Genomic DNA, 17,711 nt, shown 5'->3' with positions numbered 1-17,711 from the left:
CACAAGCACCCGCAGCCGATCGTGCTGGCCGTGGCGGCGGACATCACCACGCCCGAGGGCCGGGCCGCCGCGCTGTCGGTGGCGGGCGGGCCCGGGGCGGCGTTCGACATCGTGGTCACCAACGCGGGCGGCCCGCCGCCGGGCGACTTCCGCGACTGGGACCGCGATGCCTGGATCAAGGCGGTGGATGCCAACATGCTCACGCCGATCGAACTGATCAAGGCCACGGTGGACGGCATGGCGGCACGGGGCTTCGGGCGCATCGTCAACATCACGTCGAGCGCGGTGAAGGCGCCCATCGACATCCTGGGCTTGTCCAACGGCGCGCGCAGCGGCCTCACGGGCTTCGTGGCGGGCGCCTCGCGCAGTTCCATTGCGGCGAAGGGCGTGACGATCAACAACCTGCTGCCGGGCAAGTTCGACACCGATCGCCTGTCGGCCAACATCCAGGCGACCGTCCAGAAGACCGGCAAGAGCGAAGACGATGTCCGCCGGGCGCACCAGGCGGCTATTCCGGCGGGCCGCTACGGCACGCCGCAGGAATTCGGGGCGATCTGCGCGTTCCTGTGCAGCGTGCAGGCGGGCTACCTGACAGGGCAGAACGTCCTGGCCGACGGCGGGGCGTTTCCGGGCACGTTCTGACGCGAAGAGGGCCGCCTTGGGGGCGGCAGGCCCTTCAAGTCCGCGACTGGGCCCCGGCCGCCGCGCCGGATGCCCTTCGCCGCCGCTCGCCCAGGCGCAGGCCGAGCACCAGGCTGGCGAGGAACACCGCGAGCGCCAAGTACGCCTGCAGGTAGTAGCTCCAGCCCTGCTCGGCATACAGGTAGGGGCCGACGTCGGTGGAGTGGATCTCCAGCAGCAGCCCGGCGAACCACAGCGCGGGCACCACCGCCAGCGCCGCGCCCAGCCACCGCCGCCAGGCCATGCCCGCCATGCACACGGCCGAGGCGCCCAGGGCCACGGCCCAGATGTGCCAGAGGGCCGGCGTCTTGTCGCTGACTTCGGCCATGGCCAGCCCCGGTGCCAGGGCCAGGGCCAGGAGCGCGGTGGTGCTTCGGGCCTTCATTGGGGTGGGTAGCGGACGGTGAGCGGTATGTAGCATTCGGGAAGGCCTCCCAGTTCGCTCTTGAGCTTTTCGACGAACTTGTCGATGTGCACGGTCAGGTCGATGCAGCCGGCGCTGCCTGGCGTCGAGCCGCCGTGGATGAAGAAGCCGCCGCGCCCGTAGGTTTCTGTGCCGGGATAGGGGTGGATGGTCAGCCGGAAATTGCCCCAGGCCGCGCGCGGCGAGCGGTACAGGTTCTTGAGCCAGTTGTTGGCCCACATCTCGGACGGCTGGATCCAGTAGTCCCCTTCGGGGATGGGCCCGGCGTTGCGGGTCTTCTGCCATTCGGTGGAGTAGTCGAATTGGCCGTTCTTGGGTTTGCCGGACACGGCGGGCAGCGCGAGGACGGATTGCGTGCCCGTGCCGCGCAGGACTTTTCCGTCGAATTGCAGTGCGATTTTCGATTGCAGGCATCCGGGGGCGTGGGGTCGGCTGCGCTCCAGGGCGTAGGGATCGGACATGGCAGGGTGAAAGGGTTGGCGCCGCGCAAAAGGGCATGCGCAACGGGCAGGGCGCCCGGGCGGTTCAGCGCGGCCGGCCGATTCTAGGAGGGGGCTCTGCCGTGGCCCGTGCGTTTTTGTAATGCCGGGTGTCGGGACGTATCGCACGCCGCACGCTGAACGCGCGCCCTTTGGCGCGCTACACCGACCAGGTGCGCGGCCGCTGCGCCGCCATGCCCCAGCACTTTGCGCGCCACGCTGCCCAAACGGCCTGCAGCAGGCCCATGGCGGGCTCCACCACGGGCGCGAGCACCCGCACCACCACCACGTTCGGATGGGGGCTGGTGGCGCCGGCCATGGCGGCCAACGGGTGCCCGTCGATGGCGGCGCGGGCGGCGTCCAGCGCGCCTTCGCGCCGCTCGCGCGTCAGGGCTTCGCCGGCGATGAAGAAGACCGACGCCATGCAGCGGTGCCCCGCCAGGCCCAGCGGGCCGTCGAGCAGCAGCCGGTCCGCCGCGTCGATGCGGCCGCGCTCCAGCCACACGCCCGGCACCTCGATGTGCTGGGTGAAACGGCCCGATTCGAACGGCTGGCCGGCGTGGGGCAGCCCGAGCGCGGTGACGTCCCAGCCCAGGCATTCGGCGCCCGGGGACACCTCCAGCGTGAGCTGGTTCTCGGCTTGGCAGGCGTTGTAGCAAAGGGCTTCGAGCGGCAGCCATTCGAGCCGCGCGCCGGGCGCCAGCACGGCGTGCGCGCGCTGCAAGGCAGGGGCACCGGTGGATCGGTAAAAGCGTGTGGCGCCAGGGGTGGTGACCAGGCCGTGCGCGCCAGCCGCGACGGTGGTGCGGATGTCCAGCGTGTCGCCCCCCACCAACCCGCCGGGCGGGTGCACCAGCACGTTGTGGCACACCGCATCGCCTTCGGGGTACAGGCTTTGCAGGATGCGCAGCGGGCCGCCGTGTTCGAAGCGCGCCACCGTGCGCTCGGCCTCGCGGCGGTAGTCCAGTTGCAGGTGGGCGTGCCAGGTCATGCGGTTGCTATCAAATCGTGAGCTAGACCGGCATGATATCCGCCGGCATCGGGCCGATTCGATGCCGACCGGGCACAGGGGATGGGCTTCAGGCTTTCCACGCGCCCCGGTGCGAGGCCGAGGATTCCTCGATCAGCGCCGGGCCGATGCATTCGATGGCATGGGACGAGGCCGCGAACACGTCGCGGCACGACAGCTCGGCGTCGCGCTGGTCCAGCCGCTCGCCGCGAAAGGCGCGCAGCCGCACGGCGTCGATGCCGTACACCACGCGCCCGATGTTGGCCCAGAAGATCGCGCCCGCGCACATCACGCAGGGCTCGCCGGACGAATACAGCGTGGCCTGGGCGAAGGCCTCGCGCGGATGGTGCGGGCTGGCCAGCCGCACGGCCGAGGTCTCGGCATGCGCGGTGCAGTCGCCGGTCTCGCCGTTGGCGTTCCAGGCCTCGGCCAGGATGCGGTCGTCCGCACCCACGATGACGGCGCCGAACGGGCGGTTGCCACGCGCGCGGGCCTGGTCGGCAAGGGCGATGGCGCGGCGCAGGTACAGGCCGTCGCGCGGGGCGAGGGGGACTTCCTCGGGCAGTTCGCAAGTGGGGGAGGCAGGCATGTTCATCGGGCGGTCTCCGCTGTCAGGCCGGCACCTTGCGGTCGGCCGCAGGGGGCAGGAACGCCGGGTTGAACACGCGCTCGGCCGCCGGCTTGCGGGCTAGGCCGAACGTGGTGGCGATCTCGTCGATCTGCCGCGCCAGCACGTCCGCCTGCACGCCGCCCAGACCGATGGCCTGCGTCTCGGGCGTGGCGAGGTACTGCCGGGTAATGGCCCAGCGGGCGCGTTCCATGTCCATGTTCAGGATGGGCTCGCGCGCCTTGATGGCGGTCATCGCCGCGTCGGGGTTGGAGAGCGTCTCGCGCAGCGCCCGGTTCGTGGCGCGCAGGAAGGCCCGCGCCACGTCGGGCCGCTCCTGCAGCAGCCGGCCGGCAAGGATGGCGTTGCCGTAGAGATTGAGCCCGGTCTTGCCGTACTCGAGCACGGCCAGGTCCTGTGGCGGCATGCGGGCGAACAGGGACACGGCCGAGTCGTGGAAGTAGGTGGCCGCGTCCACGTCGCCGCGCACCATCACGTTGTCGCGCGCGCTGAAGTCGGTGGTCACCCACTGGAACAGGTCGGGGCTGGTGTTGAGCTGGCGCGCCACCATGGGCCAGCTGCGGCGCGTGGATTCCACGGCGGCGGCGGCTACGCGCTTGCCCTTGAGCGACTGGAAGTCGGTGCTCACGCCGCGGTCCTTGCGGCCGATGATGACGAAGGGCGCGCGGTTGTAGTACTGGTAGATGGCCTGCACCGGCGCATCGGCGTTCTGCGCGTGGAACTCCGCCAGCGCGCTGATGTCGCCCAGCCCCAGGTCGTAGGCCCCGCTGGCCACGCGCGTGATCGAGGCCACGGAGCCCGAGCCCACGTCGATGGCCACGTCCAGCCCCTCGTCCTTGTAGTAGCCGTTGGCGGCGGCCAGGAAGAACGGCGCGGTCTGGCTGGTCACGCGGAAGTCGAGCGTGAACTTGAGCGGTGTGGTGGCCTTGCCCTGGGCGTGCACGGCGGGCGCGGCCAGGGTGGCGGACAGGAGGGTGGTGGCGGAGGTGGCGAGGAATCGGCGGCGTTGCATGGCGGTGGCTCCAGGTTCGGGGTAACGACCGGCCACGGCGCATCTGCGCCGTGCATCGGTGCGAACTGAGCAATTTCCGGGCAACGGCGCCGTGGGGGAACGGGCCGGGCTGAACGCTTCTACTCGGAGGCGGCGTTGCATGAAGCGTGCCTGCACAACGCAGTTCGAGCCCCATCGGGGTGGGTGGGTAAGGCACGGCCGAGGCGTGTCGCCGCTGGTGCATTCCCGGCGGGGCAGGCACGCGGCTGGTGCATGGCCGTCCCCGTTGCGGTGAGGCGCGGCGGCGCGGCGCGTGCAGCCGCTGCGCCATGGCACCTGCCCACCCGCTGCACACGGATTGGCCTGCGATTTGCTTGCACGCCCCGCAAGAGTAGAAGCGTTCAGCCCGATGGCCCGCACCGCGCGTTGCCATCGGCGGGTCATTGCTCTTGAAGCCGGTGGTGGCCGCCGGCGCGCCGTTGCCGTCCTGGCGAATGCGTGTCGACGGTCGCCGCCTTTGTCCCCTTCAAGAGCCCCATGGCGCGTGCCTGCCTGGCCGTGTCCGCCATGGGCCTTGGTTCATCCAAAGAGGAAACCCGCCATGCAGCAGAGCACCGCCAACCCCCCCGCCATCTCCCCTGCCGACCCCGCAGACGCCACCGCCGATGTGCGCGGCGAACTGGAAAAGGAAGCCCGCATGGGCGGCATGGGCGCTGAAACCAGCGCCCGAGAAATCCGGCGCATCGACCTGTCCGACTTCGAGCACCGCAAGGCCGAGATCGCCGAGCAGTTGTGGAGCGCCTCGGTCGAGATCGGCTTCTTCCAGGTCACCGGCCACGGCATTGCCGTGGAGGACATCCGCAACGCCTTCGCGCGCGCCGAGGCGTTCTTCGACCTGCCGCGCGAGACCAAGGCGCAGTGGCCGCTGGCACGCAATGCCGGCTGGGAGCACAAGGCGCAGGTGCGCCCGTCCACGCGCACGCCCGACCAGAAGGAGTCCTACCAGGTCACCCGGCCGCGCATGGCGGGCCTGTGGCCCAGCGAGGCTGAGCTGCCGGGGTTCCAGGAAGCCACCTTGCGCTTCGAGGCGCAGTGCTGGCACGTGGGCATGCAGCTGCTGTCGTGCTTTGCGGACCGGCTGGGGTTCGATCCGGACTTCTTCACCCGCGCGCACGACCCGTCGAGCGCGGCCTACCAGAGCACCCTGCGCATGCTCCATTACTTCGCCGTGGACCCGGCGCTCAAGGACGAGCTGGGCCTGTGGCGCGCGGGCGCGCACACGGACTTCGACTGCCTCACGCTGCTGTTCCAGCGCCCGGGCCAGGGCGGGCTGCAGGTGCTGCCCGGCAAGGAGATGGAGAGCCGCCAGTGGACCAGCGTGGAGCCGGCCGAAGGCGTCATCACCTGCAACATCGGCGACATGCTGACGCGCTGGAGCGATGACCAGTTGCCCAGCAACTTCCACCGCGTGCGCAATCCGCTGCCCCACGAATACCAGGGCGCGCGCTACAGCCTGGCGTTCTTCTGCCAGGCGAACGAGGATGCCGTGGTGGAAGGGCCGGGCCGCAAGTACCCGCCGATCACCGCGGGCGACTACCTGCGCCAGCGCATCACGGCGAATTTCGCGAAGTACTGAGCGCGTCAGGCGGCTTTCGAAAGGCCCGGCCGCGGGTCTTAGCCAGTCCGCAGCAGGTCCCAGCCACTACACCGTCGAGGTCAGCGGCGCCGGCATGGTTTCGGACGCGCCGCGCGCCGGCAGGACGATGTGAAACACGGTGCCCTGGGCCGCGTTGCTCGCATGGATGCGCCCGCCGAAGGCCTCGACGATCTTGCGGCAGATGGCCAGCCCCAGGCCGGTGCCGCCAGAGCCGTCGCGCGTCGTGCTGGACTGTATGAAGGCTTCGAAGATGCGCTCGAGTTCCTCCTCGGGCACGCCCGGTCCGCTGTCTTCGATCTCGATGTGGATCTGCCCCAGGCCGTCCATGAAGCCGCGGAGCTCGATGGTCGATCCCCCGGGCGAGAACTTGACCGCGTTCGCCAGCACGTTGCGCACGACCTGCTGGAACCGCAGCGGATCGGCCTTGGCGACCAGCGGCAGATCCGGCAGGTCCAGATGCAGATACAGCCGGTGCCGGGCGAGCAGGGGGTCGAACTCCCGCGCTACCGAGCGGATGAGCCCGCGCAGGTCGGTGCGCTCCAGGTGGAAGGTGCCCACCGTGCTTTCGATCTTGGCCACATCCAGCAGGTCGTTGACCAGTGTGAGCATGCGCTGCCCTGCGGCGTGAATGTCGTTGAACATGCCGGCCAGCCGCGCATCGGCCGGGCTGCGCAGCGTGCCCAGTTCGGCGAACCCGATGATCGACTGCAGCGGCGTGCGCAGCTCATGGCTCATGTTGGCCACGAACTCCGACTTGGTGCGCGAGGCCTCCTCGGCCGCGGTGCGCGCCTCCTGGATGGCTCGCTCGGCCATGCGGAAATCGGTCACGTCCATCAGGATGCTCAGCACGCCAGTGGCATGGCCCATCTCGTCGGTCAGCGCCGCCTTGAAGACGCGGGCGTCGCGGTGCGTGCCGTCGCCGTGCAGCAGCCGGGTCTCCAGCGTCATCTTGCCGCCCTGCATCAGAAGGCACTGGTTCGCCTCCACCACGACGTTGGCCTCGTCCGGCGGAAGGAAGGCATGCAGCCGCTCGCCGATCACCTGCGCGCGGCCCCGTCCCTTGTATTCCTCCCAGGCGCGGTTCACGAGCACCACGCAATGGTTCTTGTCCGTCAGGGACATGGGCAGGGGGTTGGTTTCGAGCAGCAGGTTCTGGAAGGCCAGCTGGGCCTGCAGCTTCAGTTGCGCTTCCCAGCGGCCGGTCACGTCCACTGCGCTGCCGGCGAAGCCGGCGATGCGCCCTTCGCTCACGAGCGGGACCACCGCCAGCTCGAACAGCAGGTGTCGGCCATCGGCGCTGCGGATCAGGGCCTGGCAGGTGCGCGCCTGCGCCGTGGATTCGGTGTCGAGCATGGCCAGGACCTCGTTGCGGCTGATCGAGTCCACGATGTCCGGCAGAGTCTGCCCCACGGCATGCGAGGGGCTGCGCCCGCTGATCGTGTCCCACCGCGCGTTGGCATAGGTGATGACGCCGTGCGCATCGGTGCGGAAGATCAGCTCCTGCACGCTGCTGATGAGCACCGCCAGATCGTGCTGGCTCTGCGCGATCTTGCGTTGCGCAAGGTTCATCGAGCGCTGCGCGGCCTCGCGCGCGCGCAGGCCGCGCCAGGCGGTCGCGGTCAGTCCCAGGGCGAGCAGCACGGCGGCCAGGCCGATGCCGAGCATGCTCCGGGCTTCCTGCAGCCACCGGTCCAGCGCCATCGCGTAGGGCTCCTCCACGATCGCCACCAGCGGCTTGTCGCGCGAGGCACGAAAGGCCAGGATGCGGTCGCCGCCCAGCACGCCCTGGCCGACGTAGCTGGCGAAGTCGCGGTGGGGCAGGTAACTGTGGAAGACGGGCAGGTGGTCGATCCGCCGGCCGGCCAGGGCGGCGGCGGGCGCCGAGCTGGCCAGCACCTGGCCGTCGTCGGTGGCGATCACCGCGTCGTAACTCAGGGACTCCAGCGTGAGGTACTGGAAGTTCGACAGCGCGCCAGGGTTGACCAGCCCCACGAGCATCATGTCCCGGCCGCCGTTGGTGCGAAAGCCGCGCAGCAGCGGTATGAACGACATGCCCGCCGGAGCCACGTCGGGGGGCGTGGTGCGGCGCAGGCTGCCCAGGCTGCGGCCCGGCACCAGCGGGCCGATGCGCTGGTGTTCTTCCTCCACCCAGGGCCCCAGGCCCGTGACGTCGATGAAGGTGCCGGCCTCGCCGTTGACGGTGCTCGCGACCACCAGGCCCTTGGTGTCCACCACCGCCACGCCGCGCATGAAGGGCAGCCCCGCCAGCACCTGCCGCATCGCGACCTCCATCGCCTGCGTGCTGGTGGGTGCCTCGGTCAGTGCCTGCGAATGCGCGAGCACGCCCAGTGCCATGTCGCCGGCATCGAACGTGCGGGCGGCCTGGTCTTCGATGATTCGGGCCAGCAGCTGGGCCTGTACCTGGCTGGCGGTCATCGTCGCGCGCATGTCGTTCACAGCCAGCAGGGCCATCGCGGCAGCGGCCAGCAGCGCGGCCGCCACGCCGGCGGCCAGCACAAGGCCGCTCGCTGGCAGCCCACGAAAGCGCAGCGCCGGTTCCGCCGCGGGCGATGGGGGGGAGGGGGCGCGGCGCTTCATCGTCATTTCAGGGCTCGATCACCTGGCCGAGGCCGTTCTTTTCCGCGGCGGCCTTGAGCCGGCCATCGCGCTTGATGCGGACCACGAAGTCGTTCATCTGCCGCAGCCACGCACCATCGCCGGGACGCACCGCGTAGGCGTAGGGCACGACCTGGATCGAATGCGCCGGCACGAGGAGCTTGGCCCAGTTGGCGTTGTCCAGCAACTGGCGGCTGTAGAAATAATTGGTCATGAACACATCCACGCGGCCTGAGATGAGCTCCTGCTCGCGCGTGGACGGCGCGTCGACCGGTACCACCCGCGCATGGTGCAGTTGCGCCGTCATGAGCGGCCCCGTCAGGGTGCCTTGCTGCACGCCGACCCGCACGCCGGGCTGGTCGATGTCGGCCCATTGCGTGACCACCGCATTGTTCTTGGTGGTGATGGCATACACGTCGCTGTGCAGGTAGGGCTGCGTGAAGTCCAGCACCTGCCGGCGCTGCGGCGTCACGGCGATGGCGGACATGGCCACATCGCAGCGGCGGCTTGTCAGGTCGGCCACCAGCGATGGAAAGGATGAATCCACGTACTCCAGGCGCGCGCCCAGGTCTTTCGCGAGTTCGGCCGACAGGTCGATGTCGATGCCTTTCAACTCCCGCGTGCGAGGATGGCGGTAGGTCACCCCGTAGTAGTCGGGCCAGATGCAGACCCGCAAGACCCCGGTCGAGCGCACCCGGTCGGATACCGACTCGGCCTTTGCAGCCGGCCACGCGGCCATGCAAATCAGCAGCGACAGGGAAAGGGCGATCCGCTTCATGCCATCCATTCTTCAGGGCCGTGCCCTGCAGGGAAAAGGGCACGCGATGTCCTCGGGATGCGGGCCGGCCGGGAGGGCGGCCTGGGGTGTCCGTGCATCATAGGCCCCTGCCCGATCCATGGGCGCGCGAAGCGGGCTTTTTGCCAGGCGCTGGTGCGGGGGCGACGAGCGGTGATGACCATGGCGTGGGCGGTGAGAAAATGATAGAAATAAAAAAATGGCGCGATGGGCGGATTTTAATCAGAAAAATCATTTTTATCATCTTTAAATTTGTTTGTTTTGAACCCAACAGCGGCACAATTCACGCATGGCAACATCTGCTCCTGAGATCTCCGATCTGACCGATCACTGCACCACCCTGGAGGTGGCCAAGCTGCTCGGCATGGCCGTTCGATCCGTTCAACTCATGGTGGACCGCGGGGAGCTCCAAGCCTGGAAGACGCCCGGCGGACACCGGCGCATTTCCCGCGCGTCCGTTCAGCAATGGCTGCAGGGCAACAAGGCCGCCCCCTCCCCGCCGCACAACCGACGAGCGGACGACGCGCGGCCCGGGGCCGAGGCCGGCGCGCCGAAAAAGCCCCTGCTGTTGCTCATCGAGGATTCGACGCACTTCCAGAACCTCATCCAGCTCATCGTGCAGCAGCAGTTTCCCGAACTGGGGCTGCAGGTGGCCGACGACGGCATTGCCGGCCTGGCCCTGTATGGGCAACTGCAGCCGGACATCCTCATCGTGGACATCCTGCTGCCCGGACTGGATGGCGCGACCCTGATCACCACGCTGCGGTCCCATCCCCAGTTCGCTCGCAGCGAGCTGATCGTGGTGACCTCGCTCGACGAGTCGCAGCGCGCGCCCTATGCCTTCGCCCTGCAGGGCGTGGCCGTCATCCACAAGCCCCGGCTGGTCGCCGAACTGCCCGGGGCGCTGCAGGCCTGCCTGGAAACGCTGCGCCATGGATGATCCCGTCGTCCTCCTGGTGGAAGACGATGCCCTGGTGTCCCGTTTCGTCGGCATGGTGCTCGACGACCTGCCGGTGCGGCTGCAGATCTGCAGCAGCGTGGAGCAGGCGCTGCAGTTTCTGGCGGAGCACCGTGTCCAGCTGGTGATCACCGATCTGATGATGCCCGGAGAATCCGGCATGGGGCTGATCCAGCGCATGGCCGCCGACCGCTCCCTCGCCGCGGACGCCAAGGTCGTGGTGTTCAGCGCGGGATTGAATACCAAGGTGCGCGAGCAACTGGCGTCGATGAACATCTGGCGTACGCTGGCCAAACCGGCTTCGGTGGGCGATCTGCAAGGCTGCGTGCGGGATGCCCTGCAGCTGGCCGGCCAAAGTCCTCCCCCTGCGCCGCCCGCGCCTGCCGCCCCGGCGGTGGAGGGCCTGGCGGAGCACGAAACCCTCGCGGTGGCCACGCACTTCGCCAACAACCGCCGCCTGTTCGAGAGCTATCGCGAGCGCTGCCTTTTGCAATTCCCCAAGGATCGCGCGGAGGGGGACCGGGCCGCCGCCGTGGCCGACCTGGCCGCGCTGCGCCGGCTGGCGCACAACCTGCGCACCGTACTGCTCACGCTGGGCCGCAGCGAAGGCCACCAAGTGGCCAGCCGCCTCGAAGAGGCCGCCTGCGCCGAAGACGTTCCTGCCGCTGTGGCCGGCTGGAAAGCCCTGCGAGATCATCTGAACGCTTGATCTGAAGCCGCAGGGCGCCTTCGTCAGCGGCCGGCCATGGCGCTAAGCCTGGGGATGGCACGGGGGTTCGCTACGGGCTGGGCACGCCTTTTTCCGACGCCCGCCTGCCCGCTGAACGATGGACCTGCCTGGTGTGCCATGGCGTTGCTCACGCCCGTTTGTGCGCCGAGCTTGAAAATGGCCACGGCCTGCAGGAGTTGCTGGGCTTGCGTGCTCAGGCTGCTGGCTGCCGCAGCGCTTTCCTCCACCAGGGCCGCGTTCTGCTGGGTGACCTGGTCCATCTGGACGATGGCCTCGCCCACCTGGGCTACGCCCTGGCTTTGCTCGGTGCTGGCGGCGCTCACCTCTCCGATGATGTCGGTGACGCGGCGGATGGCCGTGACCACCTCGGTCATGGTGCTGCCGGCCTTCGCCACCAGCGCCGTGCCCTCGCCCACCTGGGCGACACTGCTGTCGATCAGTGACTTGATCTCTTTCGCGGCCTCTGCGCTGCGCTGCGCCAGGTTGCGCACTTCGCTGGCCACCACCGCGAAACCACGGCCTTGCTCGCCGGCCCGGGCGGCCTCCACGGCGGCGTTGAGCGCCAGGATGTTGGTCTGGAAGGCGATGCCGTCGATCACGCCGATGATGTCGGCGATGCGTTTGGAGCTATCGTCGATGATCTTCATCGTGCTCACGACGTCGTTCACCACCTGACCGCCCTGAACGGCGACGGTCGATGCGCTCACGGCCAACTGGTTGGCCTGGCGGGCGTTGTCCGCGTTCTGTTTCACGGTGCTGGACAGCTCCTCCATCGAGGCCGCGGTTTCTTCCAGCGCGCTGGCTTGCTGTTCGGTGCGGGCCGACAGGTCGCTGTTGCCCTGGGCGATCTCGGCGCTGGCCGTGGCCACGCCGTCGGAGCCATGGCGCACGGTGGCCACCACCGAAGTCAGCGCCTCCTGCATGCGGGCCATGGCGGCCATCACGCTCACCGTGTCGCCGCTGCGTACCACCAGTGCCGCGCTCAGGTCGCCGGCCGCCACATTGTTGGCGGCTGCCGCCAACGCGGAAGGTTCGGCGCCCAGCGAACGGGAGAGATCACGAACGATGAGCCAGCCGACCAGCACGCTGACGACCAGCATCAGCGCTGCGGCCACACCCAGCACCACGGCCATGTTGTGGGCATGGGCCAGGGCCTCTTTGGCGACTTGATTGGCCAGGCCACGCTGGATTTCGCGGGATGCGTCCACGGCGCCGAACAAGGCGTTTTGCAGGGTGCGCACTTCTTTGATCAGTAACGTTCCCGCCGCTGCGCTGTCACCGGCTTCCGCCAGAGCGATGGCCCGATCGATGGCCTGGTTGTAAGGCTCGCGGTTGGCGTTGATGATGCGCAGTTGCTCGCGGGTCACCGGCAGGGCCAGCGACGCATCCAGCTGCTGGAGCAGTGCGGCATTGGCCGCGCGAGCTTCGGCAACCTTCTTCTTCTCGCCCTGGCGCAGTGTCGGGTCGCTGGAGATGATGATGTTGCGCACTGCGCGCGCGCCGTTGTTCAGGTTGTCCTTGATGTCGGTGAACTGTGCCACCTTGACCATGCGGTTGGCCGACACCTCGGCCAGGTCCTTGGCCAGGCCCTGCATGCGGAGCGCAGCGAGCAGCGCAATGGCGACGCCGAGGGTGGCGAGCAGCCCGAATCCGATGATCAATCGGGTGGAGATCTTTAGGTGTTGCATGGTCAGTGCCTCGTCAATACGATGGTGAAAATATCATTTTTATTAATTATGCCATTTTCATTTCAAACGTGTGCAAACGTTTCCTGGGTGTGCGCTCGTTGGCAGCCAGTCGCGCAGGCCACGGCTCGGCCCCCAGAGCACGGTGGTCCAGGCAGCGGCAACAGGACGGAGTGGCGCATCCGGCGTGAGGCTCGGCGCGACGATGAAGAAGCAGCGAAGGAAAAGAGCAGGGCGCCGCGCCCGACGCTCAGCGTTCGGTGCCGAAGCTCAGGGCATCACCCAGCGGTCCGCCGCCGCCCGGATGTGCGAGCGCATGGCCGACTCCGCCAGCAAGGGGTCGCGCGCCGCGAGGCAGCGGTAGATCTGCTCATGCTCGGCCAGGGCCGCGTGCCAGGTCGGCTGGCCTTCCAGCCGCTCGCGCATGTGGCTGGCCAGCGGCCCGCGGCGCTCGTCGAACAGGCTGCCCACCAGCCGCACCAGCACCGAGTTGCCGGTCATCTCCGCGATGCGCACGTGGAACTCTCGGTCGTGCTCCAGGACGTCGCGCCCGGCCGCGATGTCGGCGCGCATGGCGTCAATGCTGGCCTGCACACGGACCAGGCCGTCCGGCGTGGCATGCACGCACGCCAGCACGATGACCGCCCCTTCCACCGCGCCCCGCGCCTGCATCAGTTCGGCCGGGCTCTCGCCCATGGAAGGGGGCAGGGCGGAGCGCCGCAGCGCGCGGCTGCACACATACACGCCCGAGCCCATGCGGATTTCCACGCTGCCTTCGATCTCCAGGGCGATCAGCGCCTCGCGCAGCGAGGGGCGTGACACGCCCAGTTGCTGCGCCAGATCGCGCTCGGGCGGCAGGCGGCTGCCTTCCCGGTAATCGCCCTGCTGGATCAGCAGGCGCACCTTGTCCGCGATCTGCTGGTACAGGCGGCGGGATTCGAGGGCTTTGGTGGAGTCGTTCATCGAGCGTGTACATGAAATTGGCCAGACCATATGGCCTGACCAAACGAGGGGCTGCGCGCAGTGTAGAGGGTGAAATCACTAGATTCCAAGCATTGGATCGCTGAAAACCCTGCGGCTGGGGTTAACCCGGTAAGGCCAATTTGAATTTAGCGCTCAAATTGGCCTTACCAGAAACCCCTGCGATGGGCCGCCGAGCGGTCCGCACGCCGACACTGCCTTGAACTACGCTTTCGACTTCTCAGCGCCGCTGGCCTACTGGCCCGACCTCCTGGCAGGGGCGTGGACCACGCTGTCGCTGTCGCTGGCATCGACCTTCTTCGGCTTCTTGGTGGGCGTGTTCTGCGCACTGGCCAACACCGGCCGCTCGCGCTGGCTGGCCCGGCTGGCGGGGGTGTACATCGAGGTCATCCGCAACACGCCGCTGCTGGTGCAGGTGTTCATCGTGTACTTCGGGCTGGCCTCGCTGGGCCTGCAGGTGGGCGCTTTCACCGCGGCCATCGTGGCGCTGGTGGTGAACGTGGGGGCCTACACCAGCGAGATCGTGCGGGCGGGCATCGAGTCGATTCCCAAAAGCCAGCTGGAGGCGGCCGAATGCATGGGCCTGTCGCGCTGGCAGACACTGCGCCACGTGGTGCTGCCGCCGGCCATCGAGCGCGTGTACCCGGCGCTGTCCAGCCAGTACGTGCTGCTGATGCTGGCCTCGTCGATCTGCTCGCAGATTTCGGCCGAGGAGTTGACGGCGGTGGCCAACCGCATCCAGTCGGACACTTTCCGCTCGGTAGAGACCTATCTCATCGTGGCCGCGGCGTACCTGGCCATGTCGCTGGTGATGCGCGGCGCGCTGTGGCTGGTGGCCATGGTCGCCTTCCCGCGCCGCCGGCGCCTGGGCACCCCCCTTTGAAAGCCGCAGGCACGCACCATGGGCTTTCTCAACGCATCGCACCTTCATTTCCTGTTCGACGGCCTGCTGTGGACCATGGGGCTTTCGCTGCTGGCGTTCGCCGGCGGCGGGCTGCTCGGCTTTGCCGTGGCGCTCGGCAGCGCGTACGGGCCACGCTGGTCGCGCGTGGCCGTGTCCACCTACATCAAGCTGATCCAGGGCACGCCGCTCCTGGTGCTGCTGCCGCTGGCGTATTTCGGCCTGCCCTCGCTCGGGTTCAACGTGGCGCCGCTCACGGCGGCGTCGCTGGCGCTGTCGATCTACGTGTCGGCCTACCTGGGCGAGATCTGGCGTGGCTGCATCGAGTCGGTGCCGCGCACGCAGGCCGAGGCCGCGGAATGCCTGGCCCTGCGCTGGCACCAGCGCGTGTGGCACGTGATCCTGCCGCAGGCCGTGAAGATCGCCACGCCGCCCACCGTGGGCTTCATGGTGCAGATCGTCAAGAACACCTCGCTGGCCTCGGCCATCGGCTTCGTGGAGCTGGCGCGGGCGGGCCAGATCATCAACAACTCCACCTTCGAGCCGTTCGTGATCTTCGTGATCGTGGCGGCCCTGTATTTCGCCCTGTGTTACCCGCTGTCGGTGCTGAGCCGGCGCCTGGAGAGGAGCTTTCATGTCGCCCATCGTTGAGATCGAGAACATCTCCAAGTGCTTCGGCGCCACCCGCGTGCTGGAAGGCGTGTCGTTCACGGTGAGCAAGGGCTCGGTGGTCGCCATCATCGGCCAGAGCGGGTCGGGCAAGAGCACGGCGCTGCGCTGCATCGACCGGCTGGAGACGGTGGATGCCGGCCGCATCCGCGTGTGCGGCCACGAGGTGACCGCGCCCGGGCTGAACCTGCACCAGCTGCGCCGCGACGTGGGCATCGTGTTCCAGAGCTACAACCTGTTCCCGCACCTCACCGTGCTGGAGAACATCATGCTGGCCCCGCGCCTGGTGCAAAAGGCCGCCAAGGCCGAGGTGCGCGATCGTGCCCAGGCCGTGCTGGCGCAGGTGGGCCTGTCCGACAAGGCCGACTGCTACCCCTCGCAGCTGTCGGGCGGCCAGCAGCAGCGCGTGGCCATCGCCCGGTCGCTGGCCATGCAGCCGCAGCTGATGCTGTTCGACGAGGTGACCTCGGCGCTGGACCCGCAACTGACCGGCGAGGTGCTGCGCGTGATGGAAAAGCTGGCCGAAGGCGGCATGACCATGATCCTCGTCACGCATGAGATGGGCTTTGCGCGCAAGGTGGCCGACGAGGTCATCTTCATGCACCGGGGCCGCGTGTGGGAGCACGGTCCGGCCTCGATCCTCGATGCGCCAGCCACCACCGAGCTGCGCGATTTCGTCGGCAACGGCCTGTAGCGCTGCCACGGTGATTCCCGAGCCCCGCGCCAGACGGGGCCGACCCCCAACCCTTCCCTTTCACACGGAGACAAAGCCCCATGACAACACCGCGTTCCTTCCTGCTGCGCACCCTGCTGGCCTCGGCCGCCCTGATGGCCTTCGGCGCCGGCAGCGCCCATGCCGATCTGCTCAAGGACATCCGCGAGGCCAAGAAGATCCGCATCGCTCTCGACACCGGATCGCCGCCCTACGGTTTCGTGGACGACGCGATGAAGCCCGTGGGCTCCGACGTGGAGACCGCGCAGCTGCTGGCGCAGGACCTGGGCGTGGCCCTGGAGATGGTGCAGACCACCAGCCCCAACCGCATTCCCTTCCTGCAGACGGGCAAGGCCGACATCGTGGTCGCCTCGCTGTCGGTCACGCCCGAGCGCGAGAAGGTCATCGACTTTTCGGTGCCCTACGCGCAGATCCTCGCCGTGGTCGCCGCCCCCAAGGCCGCGGACATCAAGGGATTCGAAGACCTGCAGGGCAAGCGCGTGGCCACCACGCGCGGCTCCAACAACGACAAGGTCGTCACGCAGGGCGCCAAGGGCGCGCAGATCGTGCGCTTCGACGACGACGCCACGCTGGTCACCGCCGCGGTGAGCGGGCAGGCGGACATCATCGCCACCTCGCCCGCCATCGTGAACACGGTCCTGGCGAAGTCACCGCAGAAGGACCTGGTGCAGAAGTTCGTCATGCAGAAGGTGCCGCTCGGCGTCGGCCTGCGCAAGAACGAGCCCGAGCTGAAGGCCTGGATCAACGACTGGATCACCAAGAACACCGAGAACGGCAAGCTCGTGGCGATCTACAAGAAGTACCACGGCGGGAACTGAGCCAGCGGCTCAGTCCACCGACCCACCCACCCCTCTTTTTCCTGCATTGCGAGCCCCCATGCTGACCGTCATCTGTGAAACCCCTGGCACCCTGCGCGCCGTGGAGCGCGAACGCCCCGTGCGCGGAGAGGGCGAAGTGCTGCTGCGCGTCAAGCGCGTGGGCGTGTGCGGCACCGACCTGCACATCTACACGGGCAACCAGCCGTTCCTGCAGTACCCGCGGGTGATGGGGCACGAACTGTCGGGCGTGGTGGAAGAGGCCGTGCCTGGCGGGCGGCTGGCGGTGGGCGACGTGGTCTATGTCATGCCCTACCTCTCGTGCGGCACCTGCGTGGCCTGCCGGCAGGGCAAGACCAATTGCTGCGTCAACATCCAGGTGCTGGGCGTGCACCGCGACGGCGCGTTCACCGAGGTGCTTTCGCTGCCCGAGGCCTTCGTTCACCGCGCCGAGGGCGCCACGCTGGACCAGGCCGCGATGATCGAGTTCCTCGCCATCGGCGCGCACGCCGTGCGCCGGGGCGACGTGCAGCCCGGCCAGCGCGTGCTGGTGGTGGGGGCCGGTCCGATCGGCATGGCCGCCATGATCTTCGCGAAGCTGCGCGGCGCCGAGGTGACGGCCATCGACGGCCGGCAGGACCGCGTAGCCTTTTGCCAGCGCGAGCTGGGCGTGGCCCATGCCGTGGCGCTGGGCGAGGGCGACGAGGCGCAGCTGTCCGCCGCCACGGGCGGCGAGTTCTACGACCAGGTGTTCGACGCCACGGGCAATGCCAAGGCCATCGAGCGCGGCTTCGGCTTCGTGGCGCACGGCGGCAAGTACGTGCTGATCTCGGTGGTGCGCGACACCATCACCTTCTCCGACCCCGAATTCCACAAGCGCGAGACCACGCTGCTGGGCAGCCGCAACGCCACCACCGAAGACTTCGAGACCGTGCTGGCCGCCATGCGCGCGGCCAGG

Annotated in this window: 19 protein-coding genes; 10 read left to right on the top strand and 9 right to left on the bottom strand. The window is 68.6% G+C overall.

Going from position 1 to position 17,711, the window contains the following annotated elements; translation table 11 throughout:
- Nucleotides 1–642 (top strand): SDR family oxidoreductase (locus AC27IO_RS12010; protein WP_498739071.1); only part of this gene is annotated, 642 nt, incomplete at its 5' end.
- A 34-nt stretch (nucleotides 643–676) separates the two neighbouring features.
- Here AC27IO_RS12010 and AC27IO_RS12005 read toward each other — a convergent pair.
- From AC27IO_RS12005 to AC27IO_RS11985, 5 genes are all read right to left on the bottom strand, one after another.
- Complete coding sequence (locus AC27IO_RS12005) at nucleotides 677–1,066, bottom strand: hypothetical protein (RefSeq protein WP_284429964.1); 390 nt, start codon at nucleotides 1,064–1,066, stop codon at nucleotides 677–679.
- Complete coding sequence (locus tag AC27IO_RS12000; protein ID WP_284426156.1) at nucleotides 1,063–1,566, bottom strand: tlde1 domain-containing protein; 504 nt, start codon at nucleotides 1,564–1,566, stop codon at nucleotides 1,063–1,065. The genes AC27IO_RS12005 and AC27IO_RS12000 overlap by 4 nt, the downstream gene beginning before the upstream one ends.
- A 178-nt stretch (nucleotides 1,567–1,744) precedes the next feature.
- On the bottom strand, nucleotides 1,745–2,575 hold the full coding sequence (locus AC27IO_RS11995) for an urease accessory protein UreD (RefSeq protein WP_498739070.1): 831 nt from the start codon (nucleotides 2,573–2,575) through the stop codon (nucleotides 1,745–1,747).
- 88 nt (nucleotides 2,576–2,663) lie between these two features.
- Entirely contained in the window at nucleotides 2,664–3,188 is a 525-nt protein-coding gene (locus AC27IO_RS11990; RefSeq protein ID WP_284411065.1) for a nucleoside deaminase, read from the bottom strand.
- A 16-nt stretch (nucleotides 3,189–3,204) separates the two neighbouring features.
- Nucleotides 3,205–4,233: an ABC transporter substrate-binding protein gene (locus AC27IO_RS11985; RefSeq protein ID WP_498739069.1), complete on the bottom strand. Its 1,029-nt coding sequence runs from the start codon at nucleotides 4,231–4,233 to the stop codon at nucleotides 3,205–3,207.
- A gap of 580 nt (nucleotides 4,234–4,813) precedes the next feature.
- Here AC27IO_RS11985 and AC27IO_RS11980 point away from each other — a divergent pair.
- On the top strand, nucleotides 4,814–5,848 hold the full coding sequence (locus AC27IO_RS11980) for an isopenicillin N synthase family dioxygenase (protein WP_372588157.1): 1,035 nt from the start codon (nucleotides 4,814–4,816) through the stop codon (nucleotides 5,846–5,848).
- A 66-nt stretch (nucleotides 5,849–5,914) separates the two neighbouring features.
- Here the strand turns inward: AC27IO_RS11980 and AC27IO_RS11975 are convergent, their stop codons facing one another.
- Nucleotides 5,915–8,473 carry an ATP-binding protein gene (locus tag AC27IO_RS11975; RefSeq protein ID WP_498739068.1) on the bottom strand — a complete coding sequence of 853 codons (2,559 nt, stop codon included), beginning with the start codon at nucleotides 8,471–8,473 and terminating at the stop codon, nucleotides 5,915–5,917.
- Nucleotide 8,474: 1 nt separating this feature from the next.
- Nucleotides 8,475–9,263 carry an ABC transporter substrate-binding protein gene (locus AC27IO_RS11970; RefSeq protein WP_498739067.1) on the bottom strand — a complete coding sequence of 263 codons (789 nt, stop codon included), beginning with the start codon at nucleotides 9,261–9,263 and terminating at the stop codon, nucleotides 8,475–8,477.
- An 86-nt stretch (nucleotides 9,264–9,349) separates the two neighbouring features.
- On the opposite strand from AC27IO_RS11970, the gene AC27IO_RS11965 reads away from it, so the two are divergent.
- The 3 genes from AC27IO_RS11965 to AC27IO_RS11955 are packed head-to-tail and all read left to right on the top strand — an operon-like array spanning nucleotide 9,350 to nucleotide 10,948.
- Nucleotides 9,350–9,604, top strand: a complete 255-nt coding sequence (locus AC27IO_RS11965; protein WP_498739066.1) for a hypothetical protein — start codon at nucleotides 9,350–9,352, stop codon at nucleotides 9,602–9,604.
- Nucleotides 9,571–10,221, top strand: a complete 651-nt coding sequence (locus AC27IO_RS11960; protein ID WP_498739065.1) for a response regulator — start codon at nucleotides 9,571–9,573, stop codon at nucleotides 10,219–10,221. The genes AC27IO_RS11965 and AC27IO_RS11960 overlap by 34 nt, the downstream gene beginning before the upstream one ends.
- Nucleotides 10,214–10,948, top strand: coding sequence for a response regulator (locus AC27IO_RS11955; RefSeq protein WP_284429971.1), 735 nt, complete (start codon nucleotides 10,214–10,216; stop codon nucleotides 10,946–10,948). The genes AC27IO_RS11960 and AC27IO_RS11955 overlap by 8 nt, the downstream gene beginning before the upstream one ends.
- Before the next feature lie 23 nt (nucleotides 10,949–10,971).
- Here the strand turns inward: AC27IO_RS11955 and AC27IO_RS11950 are convergent, their stop codons facing one another.
- On the bottom strand, nucleotides 10,972–12,657 hold the full coding sequence (locus AC27IO_RS11950; RefSeq protein ID WP_498739064.1) for a methyl-accepting chemotaxis protein: 1,686 nt from the start codon (nucleotides 12,655–12,657) through the stop codon (nucleotides 10,972–10,974).
- Between the two features lie 267 nt (nucleotides 12,658–12,924).
- The gene (locus AC27IO_RS11945; RefSeq protein WP_284426163.1) at nucleotides 12,925–13,617 is read right to left on the bottom strand and encodes a FadR/GntR family transcriptional regulator; all 693 of its coding nucleotides are present in this window, start codon (nucleotides 13,615–13,617) and stop codon (nucleotides 12,925–12,927) included.
- 217 nt (nucleotides 13,618–13,834) lie between these two features.
- Here AC27IO_RS11945 and AC27IO_RS11940 point away from each other — a divergent pair, with 217 nt between their 5' ends.
- The 5 genes from AC27IO_RS11940 to AC27IO_RS11920 form a co-directional block, all read left to right on the top strand.
- Nucleotides 13,835–14,518, top strand: a complete 684-nt coding sequence (locus AC27IO_RS11940) for an amino acid ABC transporter permease (RefSeq protein WP_272551408.1) — start codon at nucleotides 13,835–13,837, stop codon at nucleotides 14,516–14,518.
- 18 nt (nucleotides 14,519–14,536) lie between these two features.
- On the top strand, nucleotides 14,537–15,187 hold the full coding sequence (locus tag AC27IO_RS11935) for an amino acid ABC transporter permease (protein ID WP_317352471.1): 651 nt from the start codon (nucleotides 14,537–14,539) through the stop codon (nucleotides 15,185–15,187).
- Nucleotides 15,171–15,899 (top strand): amino acid ABC transporter ATP-binding protein, encoded by a 729-nt coding sequence (locus tag AC27IO_RS11930; RefSeq protein WP_317352469.1) that lies wholly within the window; start codon nucleotides 15,171–15,173, stop codon nucleotides 15,897–15,899. The genes AC27IO_RS11935 and AC27IO_RS11930 overlap by 17 nt, the downstream gene beginning before the upstream one ends.
- Before the next feature lie 80 nt (nucleotides 15,900–15,979).
- Entirely contained in the window at nucleotides 15,980–16,756 is a 777-nt protein-coding gene (locus AC27IO_RS11925; RefSeq protein WP_272567691.1) for a transporter substrate-binding domain-containing protein, read from the top strand.
- 58 nt (nucleotides 16,757–16,814) lie between these two features.
- The coding region (locus AC27IO_RS11920; protein WP_498739063.1) for a zinc-binding alcohol dehydrogenase family protein at nucleotides 16,815–17,711 on the top strand (897 nt) is incomplete at its 3' end.

This window comes from Acidovorax sp. KNOB132 (assembly GCF_057541515.1).
The sequence above is the reverse complement of the archived record's forward strand: the minus strand, read 5'-3'. Positions and strand labels throughout refer to the sequence as shown.

Bases quoted from the DNA above. Each gene is read 5' to 3' on its own strand.
- AC27IO_RS12005 (WP_284429964.1), bottom strand. From the start codon at position 1,066: ATGAAGGCCCGAAGCACCACCGCGCTCCTGGCCCTGGCCCTGGCACCG.
- AC27IO_RS12000 (WP_284426156.1), bottom strand. From the start codon at position 1,566: ATGTCCGATCCCTACGCCCTGGAGCGCAGCCGACCCCACGCCCCCGGA.
- AC27IO_RS11995 (WP_498739070.1), bottom strand. From the start codon at position 2,575: ATGACCTGGCACGCCCACCTGCAACTGGACTACCGCCGCGAGGCCGAG.
- AC27IO_RS11990 (WP_284411065.1), bottom strand. From the start codon at position 3,188: ATGAACATGCCTGCCTCCCCCACTTGCGAACTGCCCGAGGAAGTCCCC.
- AC27IO_RS11985 (WP_498739069.1), bottom strand. From the start codon at position 4,233: ATGCAACGCCGCCGATTCCTCGCCACCTCCGCCACCACCCTCCTGTCC.
- AC27IO_RS11980 (WP_372588157.1), top strand. From the start codon at position 4,814: ATGCAGCAGAGCACCGCCAACCCCCCCGCCATCTCCCCTGCCGACCCC.
- AC27IO_RS11975 (WP_498739068.1), bottom strand. From the start codon at position 8,473: ATGACGATGAAGCGCCGCGCCCCCTCCCCCCCATCGCCCGCGGCGGAA.
- AC27IO_RS11970 (WP_498739067.1), bottom strand. From the start codon at position 9,263: ATGAAGCGGATCGCCCTTTCCCTGTCGCTGCTGATTTGCATGGCCGCG.
- AC27IO_RS11960 (WP_498739065.1), top strand. From the start codon at position 9,571: ATGGCAACATCTGCTCCTGAGATCTCCGATCTGACCGATCACTGCACC.
- AC27IO_RS11955 (WP_284429971.1), top strand. From the start codon at position 10,214: ATGGATGATCCCGTCGTCCTCCTGGTGGAAGACGATGCCCTGGTGTCC.
- AC27IO_RS11950 (WP_498739064.1), bottom strand. From the start codon at position 12,657: ATGCAACACCTAAAGATCTCCACCCGATTGATCATCGGATTCGGGCTG.
- AC27IO_RS11945 (WP_284426163.1), bottom strand. From the start codon at position 13,617: ATGAACGACTCCACCAAAGCCCTCGAATCCCGCCGCCTGTACCAGCAG.
- AC27IO_RS11935 (WP_317352471.1), top strand. From the start codon at position 14,537: ATGGGCTTTCTCAACGCATCGCACCTTCATTTCCTGTTCGACGGCCTG.
- AC27IO_RS11930 (WP_317352469.1), top strand. From the start codon at position 15,171: ATGTCGCCCATCGTTGAGATCGAGAACATCTCCAAGTGCTTCGGCGCC.
- AC27IO_RS11925 (WP_272567691.1), top strand. From the start codon at position 15,980: ATGACAACACCGCGTTCCTTCCTGCTGCGCACCCTGCTGGCCTCGGCC.